Source organism: Corynebacterium sp. BD556, assembly GCF_038452275.1.
Lineage (GTDB): Bacteria > Actinomycetota > Actinomycetes > Mycobacteriales > Mycobacteriaceae > Corynebacterium > Corynebacterium mayonis.
Genome location: NZ_CP141643.1, coordinates 804,227 through 818,014, shown reverse-complemented (window position 1 = coordinate 818,014; position 13,788 = coordinate 804,227). Strand labels below are relative to the sequence as shown.

Genomic DNA, 13,788 nt, shown 5'->3' with positions numbered 1-13,788 from the left:
CATGATCTACATCGCCCCTTCCATCCTCGCGGCTGACTACGCCAACTTGGGCAACGACGTGCGCAAAGTGGCCAACGCTGACCTGATTCATGTGGACATCATGGATGGTCACTTCGTTCCCAACCTCTCCTTCGGCCCGGATGTGACCAAGGCCGTCAAAGGTGTCTCCGGGCAGTTTTTCGACATGCATTTGATGATTGAGGAACCTGAGCGCTGGTTTGAAACCTACATTCGCGCCGGCGGCGACCGTCTCATCTTCCACGTCGAGGCCGTCAAAGACCACGTCGCGGCGGCGCAGCAGGTCAAACAGCTTGGCGCCCAAACCGGCTTCGCCATCAAACCTGGCACACCCATCGAGCCTTACCTAGACAACCTCGATCTATTCGACCAGGTGATGATTATGAGCGTCGAACCCGGCTTCGGCGGGCAAAAGTTCATGCCTGAGGTGCTTGGCAAAGTGATGACGCTGCGTGACCACATCGCCGAGCGCGGACTCAACACAATCATTGGTATTGACGGCGGCATCGGCAACGAGACCATTGCCCAGGCCGCAGAGGCAGGCGTCGACGCCTTCGTCGCCGGTTCCGCGGTTTTCGGGGCGGATAACCCAGCGGAAGCTGTCGATAAGCTGCGCCGACTCGCCGCAGCAGCCCAGGCCAGCGAAACGTGATGAAGGGCCTTCAAGAAGCGCTTGCCGCAGGCGAAAAAGTGCGCGGCACGACCTCACCGAACCCGCCGGTCGGCTGCGCCATTGTCTCCGCTGACGGAAACGTCATTGCGGTGGCAGGTACCTCCCCGGTCGGCGGCGCCCACGCCGAAATCAACGCACTGCGCCAAGCAGGCGACAAAGCTCGCCACGCCACAGCCGTCGTCACCCTCGAGCCGTGCAATCACACCGGCCGCACCGGACCCTGCTCGCATGCGCTTGCCGCCGCGGGAATCGCACGGGTGGTCTACCTCACCGCCGACCCCAACCCCGCCGCGTCCGGCGGAGCCGATTACTTGCGTGGCCGCGGAGTGGAGGTCATCCATGTGCCCACCGAGGTTTGCGCCTTACAGCCCTGGCTGACCAGCCTGCGCCACGCAAGGGTCTCGGTTACGGCCAAATTCGCCGCCACCGTTGACGGTTTCACCGCCGCTCCTGACGGCACGAGCCAATGGATCACCGGGCCGACGGCCCGCGAACACGTACACGCCGACCGCGAAAAGCGCGATGCAATCATTATCGGCACAGGTACAGCAATCTCAGACAACCCTTCATTGACCGCGCGTAACACGGACGGGACGCTCCGGGCCCGGCAGCCGAGGCGGGTGGTCGTCGGCAAGCGGCGCGTGCCGGAAGGAAACCTCACGCGACTAGGCTTCGAGCAATACGAAACGCCCGAAGAAGCGATGCGCGCACTGTGGGAAACCGGGGCAAGAGACGTCCTCGTCGAAGGTGGCGCGAGTCTTCTAGGGAGCTTTTTCAAACTAAATGTGGTAGACCGCGTGCAGGCCTACCTCGCCCCGATGATTCTGGGTGGGGGACGCGCGGTAGTCGAACAGGCGCTGACGCCAACGTTGGCTGACGCCACCCGCTTCCGGACGTCACAAGTCACCCAACTGGGCAACGACATACTTATAGAAATGGAGCGATAGATGTTTACAGGATTGGTCGAAGAAATCGGCCGCGTCGAGTCGCTGGAAAAACTCGACCAAGCAGTCCGCATCGCCGTACATGCACCGAAGGTCACCGCCGATGCCACGGCGGGAGACTCCATCTCGGTCGACGGGGTGTGCCTGACGGTGGTGGATATTGCAAACGACGTGTTTACCGCCGACGTCATGCAAGAGACTCTTAACCGCTCGGGCATCGGCAACTACGAGGTGGGCACGCGCGTCAACCTTGAGCGCGCCCTCGCTGTTGGCTCCCGCTTCGGTGGCCACATCGTCCAAGGCCACGTCGACGGAGTCTCCCAGCTTGTCAGCCGGACCAGTTCCGCGCACTGGGATGTGCTGCGCTTTAGCCTGCCCGCCGCCATCGCCAAGTACGTAGTGGAGAAAGGCTCCATTACCGTCAACGGCACGTCGTTGACTGTCTCGGCGGTTGGGCAGGACTATTTTGAAGTCTCTGTCATCCCGACGACCTTAGATGCCACGACCGCAGGTGAGCTTCACCAGGGCGCCCAGGTCAACCTTGAGGTCGACATCGTGGCCAAATACGTTGAGAAAATGCTCGGGGACTAAGGTCTAGATCCATGACAGAGCCGATTTCCCTGGACCCGGTAGAAGATGCAATCGCGGCGGTAGCACGCGGCGAAGCCGTCGTTGTTGTCGACAGCGAAAACCGGGAAAACGAGGGCGATCTGATTTTCGCCGCGGAGCTGGCGACACCACAACTTGTTGCCTTCATGGTGCGCTACACCTCCGGCTACATTTGCGTGTCGATGGAAGACGAGCGCGCCGACGAGTTGAATCTTCCTCGCATGGTGGCGCAGAACCAAGACGCCCGCCAAACCGCCTACACCGTCACTGTTGATGCGGCTGATGGAACCACCGGCATCTCGGCGCGCTCACGCAGCGAGACGATCACGAGGCTTGCTGATTCCTCCCGTGGCCCCGAAGACTTCACCCGCCCGGGCCACATTGTGCCGCTGCGCGCCCGCAAAGGCGGAGTGCTCACCCGCGACGGACACACGGAAGCCGCTGTCGACCTCAGCCGTCTGGCTGGCCTGCAACCAGTGGGTGTGCTTTGTGAGATTGTCTCTGAGGACAATCCCACCGACATGGCTCGCGGGCCGGAACTGCGCCGCTTTGCTAACACCCACGGGCTCAAGATGATCTCGATTGAACAGCTCATTTCCTATCGCCGCCACACTGAGCACTTCGTAGAACGCACCACGATCGCGCGTATGCCCACCGAGTTCGGCGACTTCGATGCCTACGGCTACCGCAACCACGTCGACGGCACCGAACATATTGCCTTAGTCTGCGGCGACATCGCGGACGGTGAGGACGTGTTGGTCAGGGTTCACTCCGAGTGCCTCACCGGCGATGTTTTCGGCTCGCTGCGCTGCGATTGCGGCCCCCAACTGCACGAGTCGATGCGCCGCGTCCAAGCCGCCGGCCGCGGCGTAATCATCTACGTCCGTGGGCATGAAGGCCGCGGCATCGGTTTGCTGGCCAAACTCGAGGCCTATCACCTGCAAGACGGTGGGCTCGACACTGTCGACGCCAACTTGGAGCAGGGCTTGCCTGTCGACGCCCGCGAGTATTCAGTTGCCGGCCAGATCATCGCCGATTTAGGTTTGGAATCCCTCCAACTTCTGTCCAACAATCCGACTAAGGTCCAAGCGCTGCGCGGTTACGGCCCTGAGGTCAAAGGCAGGGTGCGCATTGAGATGGCACCCTCGCACCACAACATCCGCTACCTGCGCACCAAGCGGGACCGCATGGGACACGACCTGCCATCTGTGGAACACTGGCGGGAAAACCAAGCCTAAACGCGAAAAGGAGCCACAGCCATGGCCACCACCGGCGCCCCCGAAGATTACCGTTTCAAAGCTGAGGGGATGACCGTCGCGGTCGTCTCCACCCGCTGGAACGAAAAGATCGTCTCACGGCTGCATCAGCGCGCCATGGAGAAGGCCCGCATGCTGGGGGCCAAGGCCGACGAGTTCTTCGTCGCGGGTGCTCTTGAACTTCCTGTCGTTGTTCAAGCTTGCGCTTCGCGCTACGACGCGGTGGTCGCACTCGGCTGCGTCATCCGCGGGGAGACCGCGCACTTCGACTACGTTTGCGACTCCGTCACCGCAGGTTTGACCCGCGTCGCACTCGACGAGCGCACACCCGTGGGAAACGGCGTGCTTACCGTCGATGATGAGGATCAAGCACTCGAACGTTCCGGAGGTGAAGGCGCCAAGGAGGACAAAGGCGCAGAGGCGGTCGAGGCGGCACTGGGGGCGGCTGCGGAATTGCAGAAGGTTGCCGTGCACCCGCCGCGCGGATGATTGCCTTCTTGCCACGATTGTGCCCCGACCGGGATACGGGGTTACTATCATCCGAAAGATGGCACCGGATTGGCGCGGAGGAAGTAGGGAAGACGTGACAAAGGGAAAGAGGCTAAGCGACAGGGAGCTAGCGGACCTCAACGCCGCCGACCCGCACGCGGTTGTCTCCACCAAACCCTGGGAGCTGGTCGTTACATCACGTTTTCTGAGCCGCGTTGCGCTCATCTGGGTACTCGTGGTCATGGCAGTGCACATTTTTATGGCGGCGGTGCTCGACGTGAGCTTTACCGGTCTGGCGATCACCACCTTGGATAAGTTCGCCTTCCCCGGTGTGGGGCTGATCATCAGCATCTTGTCGTGGATCGCCCTAACGCGCCCCCGCGTGCGCGCCAACGAGGACGGGGTGGAAGTGCGCAACATCATCGGCACCCGGTTTTACCCCTGGCTTGTCATTTACGGCCTGTCCTTCCCGCGTGGCTCGCGCATGGCCCGCCTGGAGTTGCCGGACTTCGAGTACGTACCCTTGTGGGCGATTCAATCCGGCGACAAGGAACGCGCCGTGAAAGCCGTCGAGGACTTCCGCGTCCTTGAGGCCCGCTACATGCCGCAGGACTAGGATCAACGTGGCAGATCCCCAAAGTTACCGGCCGGCGGCGGGAACGATCCCGACCGAGCCGGGGGTGTATAAGTTTCGTGACCCAAGTGGGCGAGTGCTCTACGTTGGTAAAGCGAAAAATTTGCGTGCCCGCTTGGCAAACTATTTCCAGCCGCCTGCGCAGCTTCACCCACGCACACGCCAAATGGTTCACACCGCTTCCTCGGTGGAGTGGACAGTGGTTGCCTCCGAGGTCGAAGCGCTGCAGCTTGAGTACACGTGGATCAAGCGTTTCGACCCTTGGTTCAACGTCATGTACCGAGACGACAAGACATACCCCATGCTTGCTGTCAGCGTTCGCGAGAGCTTCCCGCGCGCTTTCTTCTACCGTGGACCCCGACGCAAAGGGGTACGCTACTTCGGGCCATTTTCGCACGCTTGGGCTGTGCGGGAGACACTTGACCTTCTCACCCGTGTGTTCCCGGTGCGCACCTGCTCAAATGGTGTCTTTAACCGTCACGAAGCGCTGGGTCGGCCCTGTTTGCTCGGCTACATCGACAAGTGCTCTGCGCCGTGTGTCGGCCGCGTCAGCGAAGCCGACTACGACGAGATTGTCCAGGGGTTTTTGGCCTTCATGTCGGGGCGGACCGACATGGTGGTCAAGGAATTGACGTCGCGGATGAACGAGGCCGCAGAAAACCTTGAGTTCGAGCGCGCGGCGCGGCTTCGCGACGACCTCGTCGCCCTCGATAAAGTCATGGAACGCCAAACTGTGGTGCTAGCCGCCGACACGGACACGGATGTCATTGGCTTTTATACAGACGAATTAGAAGCAGCCGTGCAAATTTTCACTATCCGCGACGGCCGCATCCGTGCCCAGCGTGGCTGGGTTGTGGAAAAGTCGGGCGATGAGCCGGGCAGTATGGAACGGCTCGACGAAGGTACCGAAGATCCTGCGCGCCCCACCCTGATGCAGGATTTCCTCATCCAGTACTACTCCGACGCCGTGGAGCGAGTGCGTCAGGAGGCAGACGAAGATCGTCAGCTTTTCGACAAGAAGATCCGCAGACGCGGTGTGGATCAGCAATCTCGTCAAGCAGCGACACCGCCGATGCCGGTGCCGCGCGAGATCCTCGTCGACACCCTGCCCGAGGAGCTTGACCAGGTCACTGAGCTGCTTAGCGAGTTGCGTGGCGGGCCGGTGAGCCTGCGTGTGCCGCAGCGCGGAGATAAAGCGGCCTTGATGGAGACGGTGCGCCGAAACGCAAAAGACGCTTTGCACCAGCATAAACTCAAGCGCGTCGGCGATCTTACCGCCCGTTCTCAGGCTCTTCAGGACATTCAGGACGCGTTGGGACTTGAGGAAGCACCGTTGCGTATCGAGTGCACGGACATTTCGCACATTCAGGGCACGGACGTGGTGGCTTCTCTGGTTGTTTTTGAAGACGGGTTGCCAAAAAACAGCGACTATCGGCGCTACCGGATCAAGGAGGCGGCCGGCGACGGGCGATCTGACGACGTTGGCTCCATCGCGGAGGTCACTCGCCGCCGTTTTCGGCGCTACAACGAGGACAAGCTGTCTACCCCGGAAGAAGACGTCTTCGACGACGACCCAGACGTGGAAACCACAGGCGCACGGCGTTTCGCCTACCCACCGCAGTTGTTTATCGTCGACGGTGGCAAGCCGCAAGTCAACGCGGCGCAGGCAGTGTTTGACGAGCTAGGTATCGTCGATGTGGCGCTCATCGGTTTGGCCAAACGCCTGGAGGAGGTGTGGGTGGCGCACGATGACGAGCCGCTGATTTTGCCCCGCAACTCCGAGGGTATGTATCTGCTCCAGCAGGTGCGCGATGAGGCGCATCGCTTCGCTATTAACTACCACCGCCAGCAACGTTCGAAAAGGATGCGCGCCTCAGCTCTCGATGGCGTGCCGGGGCTCGGAGCGGTGCGGCGCACGGACTTGGTCAAACACTTCGGCAGCGTGGCGAAGATCCGCGAGGCCAGCATCGAAGAAATCCAGCAGGTCAACGGAATTGGCCCGAAACTCGCCGAGACGATCCACGAGCACCTGCGGCGTGGGTAGGATGGGCGCCATGTCGCGCGATTCCATCATCCGTCCCGTCATTATCACAGGCATGTCAGGGGGAGGGCTGTCCACCGCCGCGAAAGTTTTTGAGGACAAAGGTTACTTCGTTTCCCAAAACCTGCCCCCGCAGCTCATCCTCGAACTGATCGCTCTGGCAGCACAGGACGGCTCCCCGGTAGACAACCTCGCTATCGTCTCTGATGTGCGCGCCCGCATGTTCAACGGCTCACTGTTGGGAACGGTCAAACAGATCCGCGACATGGGCCACGAGCCTTTCGTGCTGTTTTTGGAAGCGCGCGATGATGTGTTGATCCGCCGCTTCGACAGTGTCCGCCGCACCCACCCCTTGCAAGACGGCGACACGTTGAGCCTGGGTATTCAACGCGAGCGGGAGGAACTCGAAGGCATCCGCGCCGCCGCCGATGTCATCATTGATACCTCCAACTTGTCAGTGCATGATCTGCGCCGCGCGGTGGAAGTCTCGGTGGGGCAACTACCTGTGGACAAACAGCACGTCACCGTGCAATCTTTCGGTTTCAAACACGGCTCTCCGCATGACGCAGACATCATCTTGGACGTGCGTTTTCTGCCGAACCCCTACTGGATTCCGGAGCTGAGGAACTTCCGGGGCGTCGACAAGCCAGTCGCCGATTACGTACTTTCTCAGCCCGGTGCAACGGAGTTCGTTGACAAAGTGGTTGACCTGTTCGGCTCCATGCTGGGCGGCTACCGCCACGAGGGCAAGGACTTCATCACTGTGGGCATCGGGTGCACGGGTGGCCACCACCGCTCCGTCGCAGTGTCAGAAGCTCTTGCCGCCCGGTTGCGCGAGGACGAATCAATTGACGTTCGGGTGCTGCACAGGGATTTGGAGCGCGACTAGCAGGTCTGGACTATCCGATGAATTCTTTGATCTTTTCGAGCTTGGGCGGTGGCCACGGGCTGTACCAGACGTTGCGGGCAACCCGTTTCGCGGGTGCGACCCACACCAACGCCGTTGTCACCGTCGCCGACGATGGCGGTTCCTCCGGTCGCCTGCGTCGAGAAATGGACATCATTCCACCGGGGGATCTGCGCATGGCGTTATCGGCGCTTGCCAGCGACGACGAGGACGGTCAATTGTGGCGCACTGCCTTGCAGCACCGCTTCGGAGGCAACGGCGCGATGGCTGGGCATGCGCTGGGCAACTTCCTCATCGTCGGCCTGACGAAGGAATGTGGTGATATACAAAGCGCCCTAGATATCATTTCGAAGTGGACACGCTCATCCGGGCGGGTTCTTCCAGTGTGCAACCAGCCGCTCGACATTGAGGCGGATGTCGCCGGGCTTGACGACGATCCGCGGGTGCTGCGCTCGGTGCGCGGCCAGGTCGCGGTTGCTACCACCCCAGGCACGGTGCGTCGTGTGCGCCTGCTCCCTGAGAACCCGCCAGTTAATCCTTTGGTGATCGACGCTATCCACAATGCGGATGTGGTGACCATCGGGCCAGGTTCTTGGTTTTCCTCGGTGATTCCGCACTTGTGTGTGCGAGATGTTGTGAAAGCCCTCAACGAGACTGACGCGATGGTGGTCGTTTTGCTCAATCTGTCGCCGGAGGCGGGGGAGACGCAAGGGTTTACCACCGAGCGTCACATCCATGTGCTGTCCCAGCACGCACCAGAGTTGAAAGTGGATTACTTCTTAGCTGATAACCACATCAGTCCGACGGAGGGCGAGAGGCGACATTTGCGGCGCGCCGCGGAGTCCATCGGTGCGAGAATTTCGTACCAGGACGTGCATGCTGAGCCCGTGGATGGTGTGGTGAACAGGCACGATCCGGAAAAGCTCGCGGCTGCCCTCCTTGAGCTTTACCGCGCCCGCTAGACTATCGATTCGCTGCACATGAAGTATCGGAAACGGGAGGTAGAGCGGTGACGCTGACCGCGAAGGTCAAAGAGGAGCTTTTGAGCGTGACGCCCTCCTCCCAGAATGCCCGCATCGCTGAGGCTGCGGCGTTGATCCGTTTCGGGGCCACTTTCGAGGACACGGCGCACGGCCCGGCCATTATCGCGAGTTTTGCTGAGTATCCGGTGGCGCAGCGCCTAGTTTCTACGCTTGCCGAGCTGTTTTCCACCTCACCGCAGATCACCACCTTGACACCGGGTTCGGCGACTCGGGAGACGACTTACCAGGTTCACATCGTTGATGACGTGGCTAGTTTGGTGCGTCGTTTGCACCTCGTGACCGCTTCTGGCCATGCCGTGGTGGGCCTGCCGCGGCAGATTGTCTCCGGCACCATCGTGGAGGTGGAGGCGGCGTGGCGAGGGGCGTTTCTCGCTCGCGGGACTCTCAGTGAGCCGGGGCGCAGCTTCGCTCTCGAGGTGGCCAGCCCCTGCTCGGAAGCCGCCCTTGCGCTCGTTGGGCTGGCCCGCCGCTTGTCGGTGTCGGCAAAGACGAAAGAGACACGCGGCGTCGAAAGTGTGAATCTGCGCGATGGGGAAGCTATCGGAGTCTTGCTCAGCCGCATGGGCGCGCCGCGGGCCCGGCTTGAATGGGATGAGAAGCGGCGGACGAAGCAGATCCGCACCAGGACTGGCCAGCGTTTGGCTACTTTCGACGACGCAAATACGCGCCGTTCCGCGCAGGCTGCGGCGGCTGCGGCGGCCCGGGTGGAGCGAGCAATGGATATCCTGGGCGACGATGTTCCCGAGCACCTTGCTGAGGCTGGCATGCTGCGGGTGGAATACCGCCATGCTTCCCTAGAGGAGCTTGGTCGCCTTGCGGACCCGCCGATGACGAAGGACGCAGTTGCGGGTCGTATTCGTCGACTTTTGTCTTTGGCCGATAAGCGTGCCGCTGAGCTGGGGGTGCCGGACACGCATGATTGCTTAGGCGAGGCGACCGACCAACGCGACTCCTGATGGAATTTCTGCCCTGCAGCCCACCGCGTGCATGGCTAGACTGGATCCGGGTATTTAACGCGTTGCCCACCGTGGGCGGCGAGACTCGTAATTGAGGAGGATTCTATGGCAACTCGTATCGGCATCAATGGTTTCGGACGGATCGGGCGCACCAGCCTGCGTGTCATGCTGGAGAAGTATGAGGGCGAACTCGAAGTAGTCAAGATCAACGACCTGACCGACAATGCAACCTTGGCCCACTTGATCAAGTACGACACCGCTTTCGGCAGACTCGGCCGCGATGTCGAGTTCGACGAAAGCTCGATCACCATCGACGGCAAGCGCATTGAGGTCACCGCTGAGAAAAACCCGGCAAACCTGGCATGGGGTGAAGCTGGCGTAGATATCGTTCTTGAGTGCACCGGCATTTTCCGCTCCGGCGAAGACGCGAAGGCCCACATTGATGCCGGGGCGAAGAAGGTCATCATCTCCGCCCCTGGTAAAAATGTCGACGGAACCTACGTGTGGGGCGTCAACGACGAGGCATACACCGACGAGCAGACCATCATTTCTGCAGCCTCTTGCACCACGAACTCCCTCGCGCCTGTGGCGAAGGTGCTCAACGATAACTTCGGCATCAAGCAGGGTCTGATGACCACAATCCACGCCTACACCGGTGACCAGCGCCTTCAGGATTCACCCCACAAGGATTTGCGTCGCGCTCGCGCTGCCGCGCAAAACATTGTGCCCACCACAACCGGCGCCGCCAAGGCTGTTGGCCTGGTCCTACCTGAACTCGACGGCAAGCTGGACGGCTTTGCCATGCGCGTTCCGACCATTACCGGCTCCGCGACCGACTTGACCGTCTTGGTGGAAAAGGAAACCACCGCCGAGGAGGTTAACGCGGCGCTGAAGAAGGCTGCCTCCGATCCGAAGTTGGGTCAGGCCATGCGTTACACCGAGGAGCCAATTGTGTCCTCGGACATCATCGGTGCGCACGAGGGTGCCATCTTCGATGCGGGCATGACCAAGGTTATCCAAGGCAACATGGTCAAGGTGATCTCCTGGTACGACAACGAGTGGAGCTACACCGAGCAGTTCATCCGCATGACTAAGACGGTCGCGGACAAACTGTCCTAATAACCTGCGCCAGCCCTTCACCCCTTCGACAACCCCACCCACCATAGGAGTTAATCATGGCTCTCAAAACCCTCCGGCAGCTTCTCGACGAAGGCGTCGACGGACGGCACGTCCTCGTTCGTTCGGATTTCAACGTCCCCCTCGATGAGGAAGGAAATATCACGGACGCCGGGCGTATTGATGCTTCGCTGCCCACGTTGAAGGCGCTGCTGGAGGGCGGTGCCAAGGTTATTGTCATGGCGCACCTTGGCCGCCCCAAGGGTGAGGTAAAACCAGAGTTTTCTTTGCGTCCCGTCGCAGAGGCACTGTCTGAGCGTCTGGGACAATTCGTCGCGCTTGCCAGTGACGTCAGCGGTGAGGATGCGCATGAGCGTGCCAACGGACTGACCGAAGGTGAGATCATGCTTGTTGAAAACGTCCGCTTTGACAAGCGCGAAACGTCGAAGGATGACACTGAGCGTGCCGCTTTCGCTGAGGAACTGGCCGGTTTGGCCGCTGATGAAGGCGCTTTCGTCTCCGACGGCTTCGGCGTAGTACACCGCAAGCAGGCTTCTGTTTACGATGTCGCCTCAAAGTTGCCTGCTTACGCTGGAGCTTTGGTGGAAAAGGAAGTTGATACGCTAAACCGCATTAAGGAAACCCCGGAGAGCCCTTATGTGGTTGTGTTGGGGGGGTCGAAAGTCTCCGACAAGCTCGGTGTGATCGAGGCACTGGCCGAAAAGGCCGATAAGGTCATCATCGGTGGCGGAATGTGCTACACCTTCCTCACCGCCAAAGGCCACAATGTGCAGAAATCCCTGTTGCAAGAGGACATGGTGGAGACGTGCCGCGAACTTCTGGAGCGCTACGGCAACAAACTTGTGTTACCGGTCGACCTCGCTGTGGCGCCGGAGTTTTCCAAAGACGCCGAGAAGAAGATCGTTGATCTGGACGGTATTCCTGAAGGTTGGCTTTCTTTGGATATTGGACCTAAGTCTGCTGCGCTTTACGCCGAGGCCATCAAAGATTCCAAGACCGTGTTTTGGAACGGCCCAATGGGGGTTTTCGAGTTCCCTAACTTCGCGGACGGCACCAAGGCTGTTGCTGAGGCAATGATTGACGCTACCCGCGACAACGGCTCTTTCACCGTCGTCGGCGGCGGCGATTCCGCAGCTTCGGTTCGCACCCTCGGCCTAGACGAGAACGGTTTTTCCCACATTTCCACCGGCGGCGGAGCCTCTCTCGAACTTATCGAGGGCAAGGATTTGCCCGGTGTTGAAGCCGTCAGCAACTAAGGAAAGGGGAGTATCCACCATGGCACGCACGCCACTGATTGCCGGCAACTGGAAGATGAACCACGACCACCTTGAGGCGATCTCTACTACGCAACGCTTCGCCTTTGCCTTCCCGAAGGAAGGCTACGAGCGCGTCGACGTCGCTTTGATCGTCCCGTTTACGGATATTCGTTCCGTGCAAACCCTGGTCGAAGGTGACAAGTTGGATCTCACTTTCGGGGCGCAAGACGTCTCCGCACATGACAACGGTGCCTACACAGGTGAGATCTCCGCGGCGATGTTACAAAAGCTTGGTTGCACATGGGTTGTGGTGGGGCATTCGGAGCGCCGCGAGTACCACGGTGAGGATGACGAGTTGGTGGCCAAGAAGGCCGCGAAGGCTCTCGAATACGGCCTGAAGCCAATTGTGTGCGTCGGTGAACCGCTCGACGTGCGTGACAAGGGTGAGCACGTCGAGTATGTGGTCGAGCAGACGAAGCATTCGCTTGCGGCTTTGAGCACCGAACAACTACATCGCACTGTTGTTGCCTATGAGCCGGTGTGGGCCATCGGCACCGGCAAAGTGGCTTCCGCGGCGGACGCGCAAGAGGTCTGTCACGCGATTCGGCAGACTGTCGGCCAGCTTGCCGACGCCACCACAGCGCAGAACATCCGAATCCTCTACGGTGGTTCCGTCAAAACGGAAACGATTGGGGAGATCGTCGCCCAGCCGGACATTGATGGTGGTTTGGTCGGTGGCGCCTCCCTCGACGGTCAGGAGTTTGCCCGCCTGGCGGCCGCTGCCGCCAACGCCGCCACAGTGTAGTAAAGTAGTGCAGGTTAACTTCCAGATAGAAAGCTGAGGAACGTCCCTTATGGTGCTGGCCCTCGAAATCGTCCTTGTGATCTCCGCAATTCTCATGTCCGTTTTCGTGCTTTTGCACAAGGGCAAGGGCGGCGGTTTGTCGAGCCTGTTCGGCGGCGGCGTGCAGTCCAACCTTTCCGGTTCCACGATCGTGGAGAAAAACTTGGACCGCTATACGATCGTCATCGGCTTGATCTGGATTACCTGCATCGTTGGACTGAACCTTGCTCAGTCCTTCACTGCGTAGCTCCCAGTTAGGAAATTTCTGCCGCTGCGTCCTCGGTGACAAAAAGCACCGATGCGCGGCGGCCCACGGCGCCGACAGCAGGCCAATCCTGCACGTCGGCGCCTTTGCTGAGTTGCGCTGCGGCCTCGGCCTTTTCCGCCCCGGACACAAGAAGCCACACCTCGTCTGCGCGGGTGACGGCGGGCAGGGTTAACGTCGCACGTTCGGCAGGGGGCTTGGGGGAGTCCTTCACTGCCACGACGAGCTTTTGTTTTTCCGCCAGTGCGGCAGAGTGGGGAAACAGCGAATTGATGTGGCCTTCCCCACCCATACCCAGCAAGTGGATATCGAAACCGTGCGGGGCAATGGTCTTTACCGCTTCCTCGTAGTCTGCGATGTGGGATTGCATATCGCCCCCGTCGAGGCCATACCCGTGGATGTTGGCTTCTGGGATGTCGATGCGCCCTAGCAGCGCTTGGCGTGCCTGGCCCTCGTTTGAATCGGGGTGGTTGACGGCGACGTTGCGTTCGTCGCCGAAAAACACATGGACGCGCTTCCAGTCGATGTCGCGGTCGGCTAGTGCCGAGACAACAGCGATACCGGCGCTTCCGCCGGTGAACACGACGTGGGCAATGCCATTGCCGCCCGCTCCTCCGTGGGGGTCGCTGTGGATGCTGCGCATGTAGTTGGTAAAGCGGGTGGCGGCGGCGTCGACAAGCGATGCGAGATCGGGATGTCTGGAAACAGTGACCACT

15 protein-coding genes are annotated in these 13,788 nt (G+C 60.5%); 14 read left to right on the top strand and 1 reads right to left on the bottom strand.

The window, feature by feature from the left end:
- The first annotated feature begins 1 nt into the window (after position 1).
- From rpe to secG, 14 genes are all read left to right on the top strand, one after another.
- A complete protein-coding gene (gene rpe, locus VLL26_RS03860; protein ID WP_342319798.1) occupies positions 2 to 670 on the top strand; it encodes a ribulose-phosphate 3-epimerase in 669 nt (222 codons plus the stop codon).
- On the top strand, positions 670 to 1,638 hold the full coding sequence (gene ribD, locus VLL26_RS03855) for a bifunctional diaminohydroxyphosphoribosylaminopyrimidine deaminase/5-amino-6-(5-phosphoribosylamino)uracil reductase RibD (protein WP_342320144.1): 969 nt from the start codon (positions 670 to 672) through the stop codon (positions 1,636 to 1,638). Before rpe ends, ribD begins: the two co-directional genes overlap by 1 nt.
- Entirely contained in the window at positions 1,639 to 2,226 is a 588-nt protein-coding gene (locus VLL26_RS03850) for a riboflavin synthase (RefSeq protein ID WP_342319797.1), read from the top strand.
- 11 nt (positions 2,227 to 2,237) lie between these two features.
- Positions 2,238 to 3,482 carry a bifunctional 3,4-dihydroxy-2-butanone-4-phosphate synthase/GTP cyclohydrolase II gene (locus VLL26_RS03845; RefSeq protein WP_342319796.1) on the top strand — a complete coding sequence of 415 codons (1,245 nt, stop codon included), beginning with the start codon at positions 2,238 to 2,240 and terminating at the stop codon, positions 3,480 to 3,482.
- A gap of 21 nt (positions 3,483 to 3,503) precedes the next feature.
- On the top strand, positions 3,504 to 3,989 hold the full coding sequence (gene ribH / locus VLL26_RS03840; RefSeq protein WP_342319795.1) for a 6,7-dimethyl-8-ribityllumazine synthase: 486 nt from the start codon (positions 3,504 to 3,506) through the stop codon (positions 3,987 to 3,989).
- A 58-nt stretch (positions 3,990 to 4,047) separates the two neighbouring features.
- Complete coding sequence (locus VLL26_RS03835; RefSeq protein WP_342319794.1) at positions 4,048 to 4,605, top strand: PH domain-containing protein; 558 nt, start codon at positions 4,048 to 4,050, stop codon at positions 4,603 to 4,605.
- 7 nt (positions 4,606 to 4,612) lie between these two features.
- A complete protein-coding gene (gene uvrC / locus VLL26_RS03830; RefSeq protein WP_342319793.1) occupies positions 4,613 to 6,667 on the top strand; it encodes an excinuclease ABC subunit UvrC in 2,055 nt (684 codons plus the stop codon).
- 10 nt (positions 6,668 to 6,677) lie between these two features.
- Positions 6,678 to 7,553 carry an RNase adapter RapZ gene (gene rapZ, locus VLL26_RS03825; RefSeq protein ID WP_425292287.1) on the top strand — a complete coding sequence of 292 codons (876 nt, stop codon included), beginning with the start codon at positions 6,678 to 6,680 and terminating at the stop codon, positions 7,551 to 7,553.
- A 17-nt stretch (positions 7,554 to 7,570) separates the two neighbouring features.
- On the top strand, positions 7,571 to 8,533 hold the full coding sequence (locus tag VLL26_RS03820) for a gluconeogenesis factor YvcK family protein (protein ID WP_342319792.1): 963 nt from the start codon (positions 7,571 to 7,573) through the stop codon (positions 8,531 to 8,533).
- A 47-nt stretch (positions 8,534 to 8,580) separates the two neighbouring features.
- The gene (whiA, locus tag VLL26_RS03815; protein ID WP_342319791.1) at positions 8,581 to 9,570 is read left to right on the top strand and encodes a DNA-binding protein WhiA; all 990 of its coding nucleotides are present in this window, start codon (positions 8,581 to 8,583) and stop codon (positions 9,568 to 9,570) included.
- Between the two features lie 105 nt (positions 9,571 to 9,675).
- Positions 9,676 to 10,689: a type I glyceraldehyde-3-phosphate dehydrogenase gene (gene gap, locus VLL26_RS03810; protein WP_342319790.1), complete on the top strand. Its 1,014-nt coding sequence runs from the start codon at positions 9,676 to 9,678 to the stop codon at positions 10,687 to 10,689.
- 56 nt (positions 10,690 to 10,745) lie between these two features.
- Positions 10,746 to 11,963, top strand: a complete 1,218-nt coding sequence (locus VLL26_RS03805) for a phosphoglycerate kinase (RefSeq protein ID WP_342319789.1) — start codon at positions 10,746 to 10,748, stop codon at positions 11,961 to 11,963.
- Positions 11,964 to 11,982: 19 nt separating this feature from the next.
- Complete coding sequence (gene tpiA, locus VLL26_RS03800; protein WP_342319788.1) at positions 11,983 to 12,768, top strand: triose-phosphate isomerase; 786 nt, start codon at positions 11,983 to 11,985, stop codon at positions 12,766 to 12,768.
- Positions 12,769 to 12,817: 49 nt separating this feature from the next.
- Positions 12,818 to 13,054 carry a preprotein translocase subunit SecG gene (gene secG, locus VLL26_RS03795; protein WP_342319787.1) on the top strand — a complete coding sequence of 79 codons (237 nt, stop codon included), beginning with the start codon at positions 12,818 to 12,820 and terminating at the stop codon, positions 13,052 to 13,054.
- 7 nt (positions 13,055 to 13,061) lie between these two features.
- On the opposite strand, the gene pgl is transcribed toward secG, so the two are convergent.
- Positions 13,062 to 13,787: a 6-phosphogluconolactonase gene (gene pgl, locus VLL26_RS03790; RefSeq protein WP_342319786.1), complete on the bottom strand. Its 726-nt coding sequence runs from the start codon at positions 13,785 to 13,787 to the stop codon at positions 13,062 to 13,064.
- Between the last annotated feature and the right edge of the window lies 1 nt (position 13,788).

Excerpts from the sequence above, each read along its gene's own strand:
- secG (WP_342319787.1), top strand. The coding sequence starts at position 12,818 with ATGGTGCTGGCCCTCGAAATCGTCCTTGTGATCTCCGCAATTCTCATG.
- VLL26_RS03845 (WP_342319796.1), top strand. The coding sequence starts at position 2,238 with ATGACAGAGCCGATTTCCCTGGACCCGGTAGAAGATGCAATCGCGGCG.
- VLL26_RS03805 (WP_342319789.1), top strand. The coding sequence starts at position 10,746 with ATGGCTCTCAAAACCCTCCGGCAGCTTCTCGACGAAGGCGTCGACGGA.
- VLL26_RS03820 (WP_342319792.1), top strand. The coding sequence starts at position 7,571 with ATGAATTCTTTGATCTTTTCGAGCTTGGGCGGTGGCCACGGGCTGTAC.
- rpe (WP_342319798.1), top strand. The coding sequence starts at position 2 with ATGATCTACATCGCCCCTTCCATCCTCGCGGCTGACTACGCCAACTTG.
- VLL26_RS03850 (WP_342319797.1), top strand. The coding sequence starts at position 1,639 with ATGTTTACAGGATTGGTCGAAGAAATCGGCCGCGTCGAGTCGCTGGAA.
- rapZ (WP_425292287.1), top strand. The coding sequence starts at position 6,678 with ATGTCGCGCGATTCCATCATCCGTCCCGTCATTATCACAGGCATGTCA.
- VLL26_RS03835 (WP_342319794.1), top strand. The coding sequence starts at position 4,048 with ATGGCACCGGATTGGCGCGGAGGAAGTAGGGAAGACGTGACAAAGGGA.
- ribD (WP_342320144.1), top strand. The coding sequence starts at position 670 with ATGAAGGGCCTTCAAGAAGCGCTTGCCGCAGGCGAAAAAGTGCGCGGC.
- ribH (WP_342319795.1), top strand. The coding sequence starts at position 3,504 with ATGGCCACCACCGGCGCCCCCGAAGATTACCGTTTCAAAGCTGAGGGG.
- gap (WP_342319790.1), top strand. The coding sequence starts at position 9,676 with ATGGCAACTCGTATCGGCATCAATGGTTTCGGACGGATCGGGCGCACC.
- tpiA (WP_342319788.1), top strand. The coding sequence starts at position 11,983 with ATGGCACGCACGCCACTGATTGCCGGCAACTGGAAGATGAACCACGAC.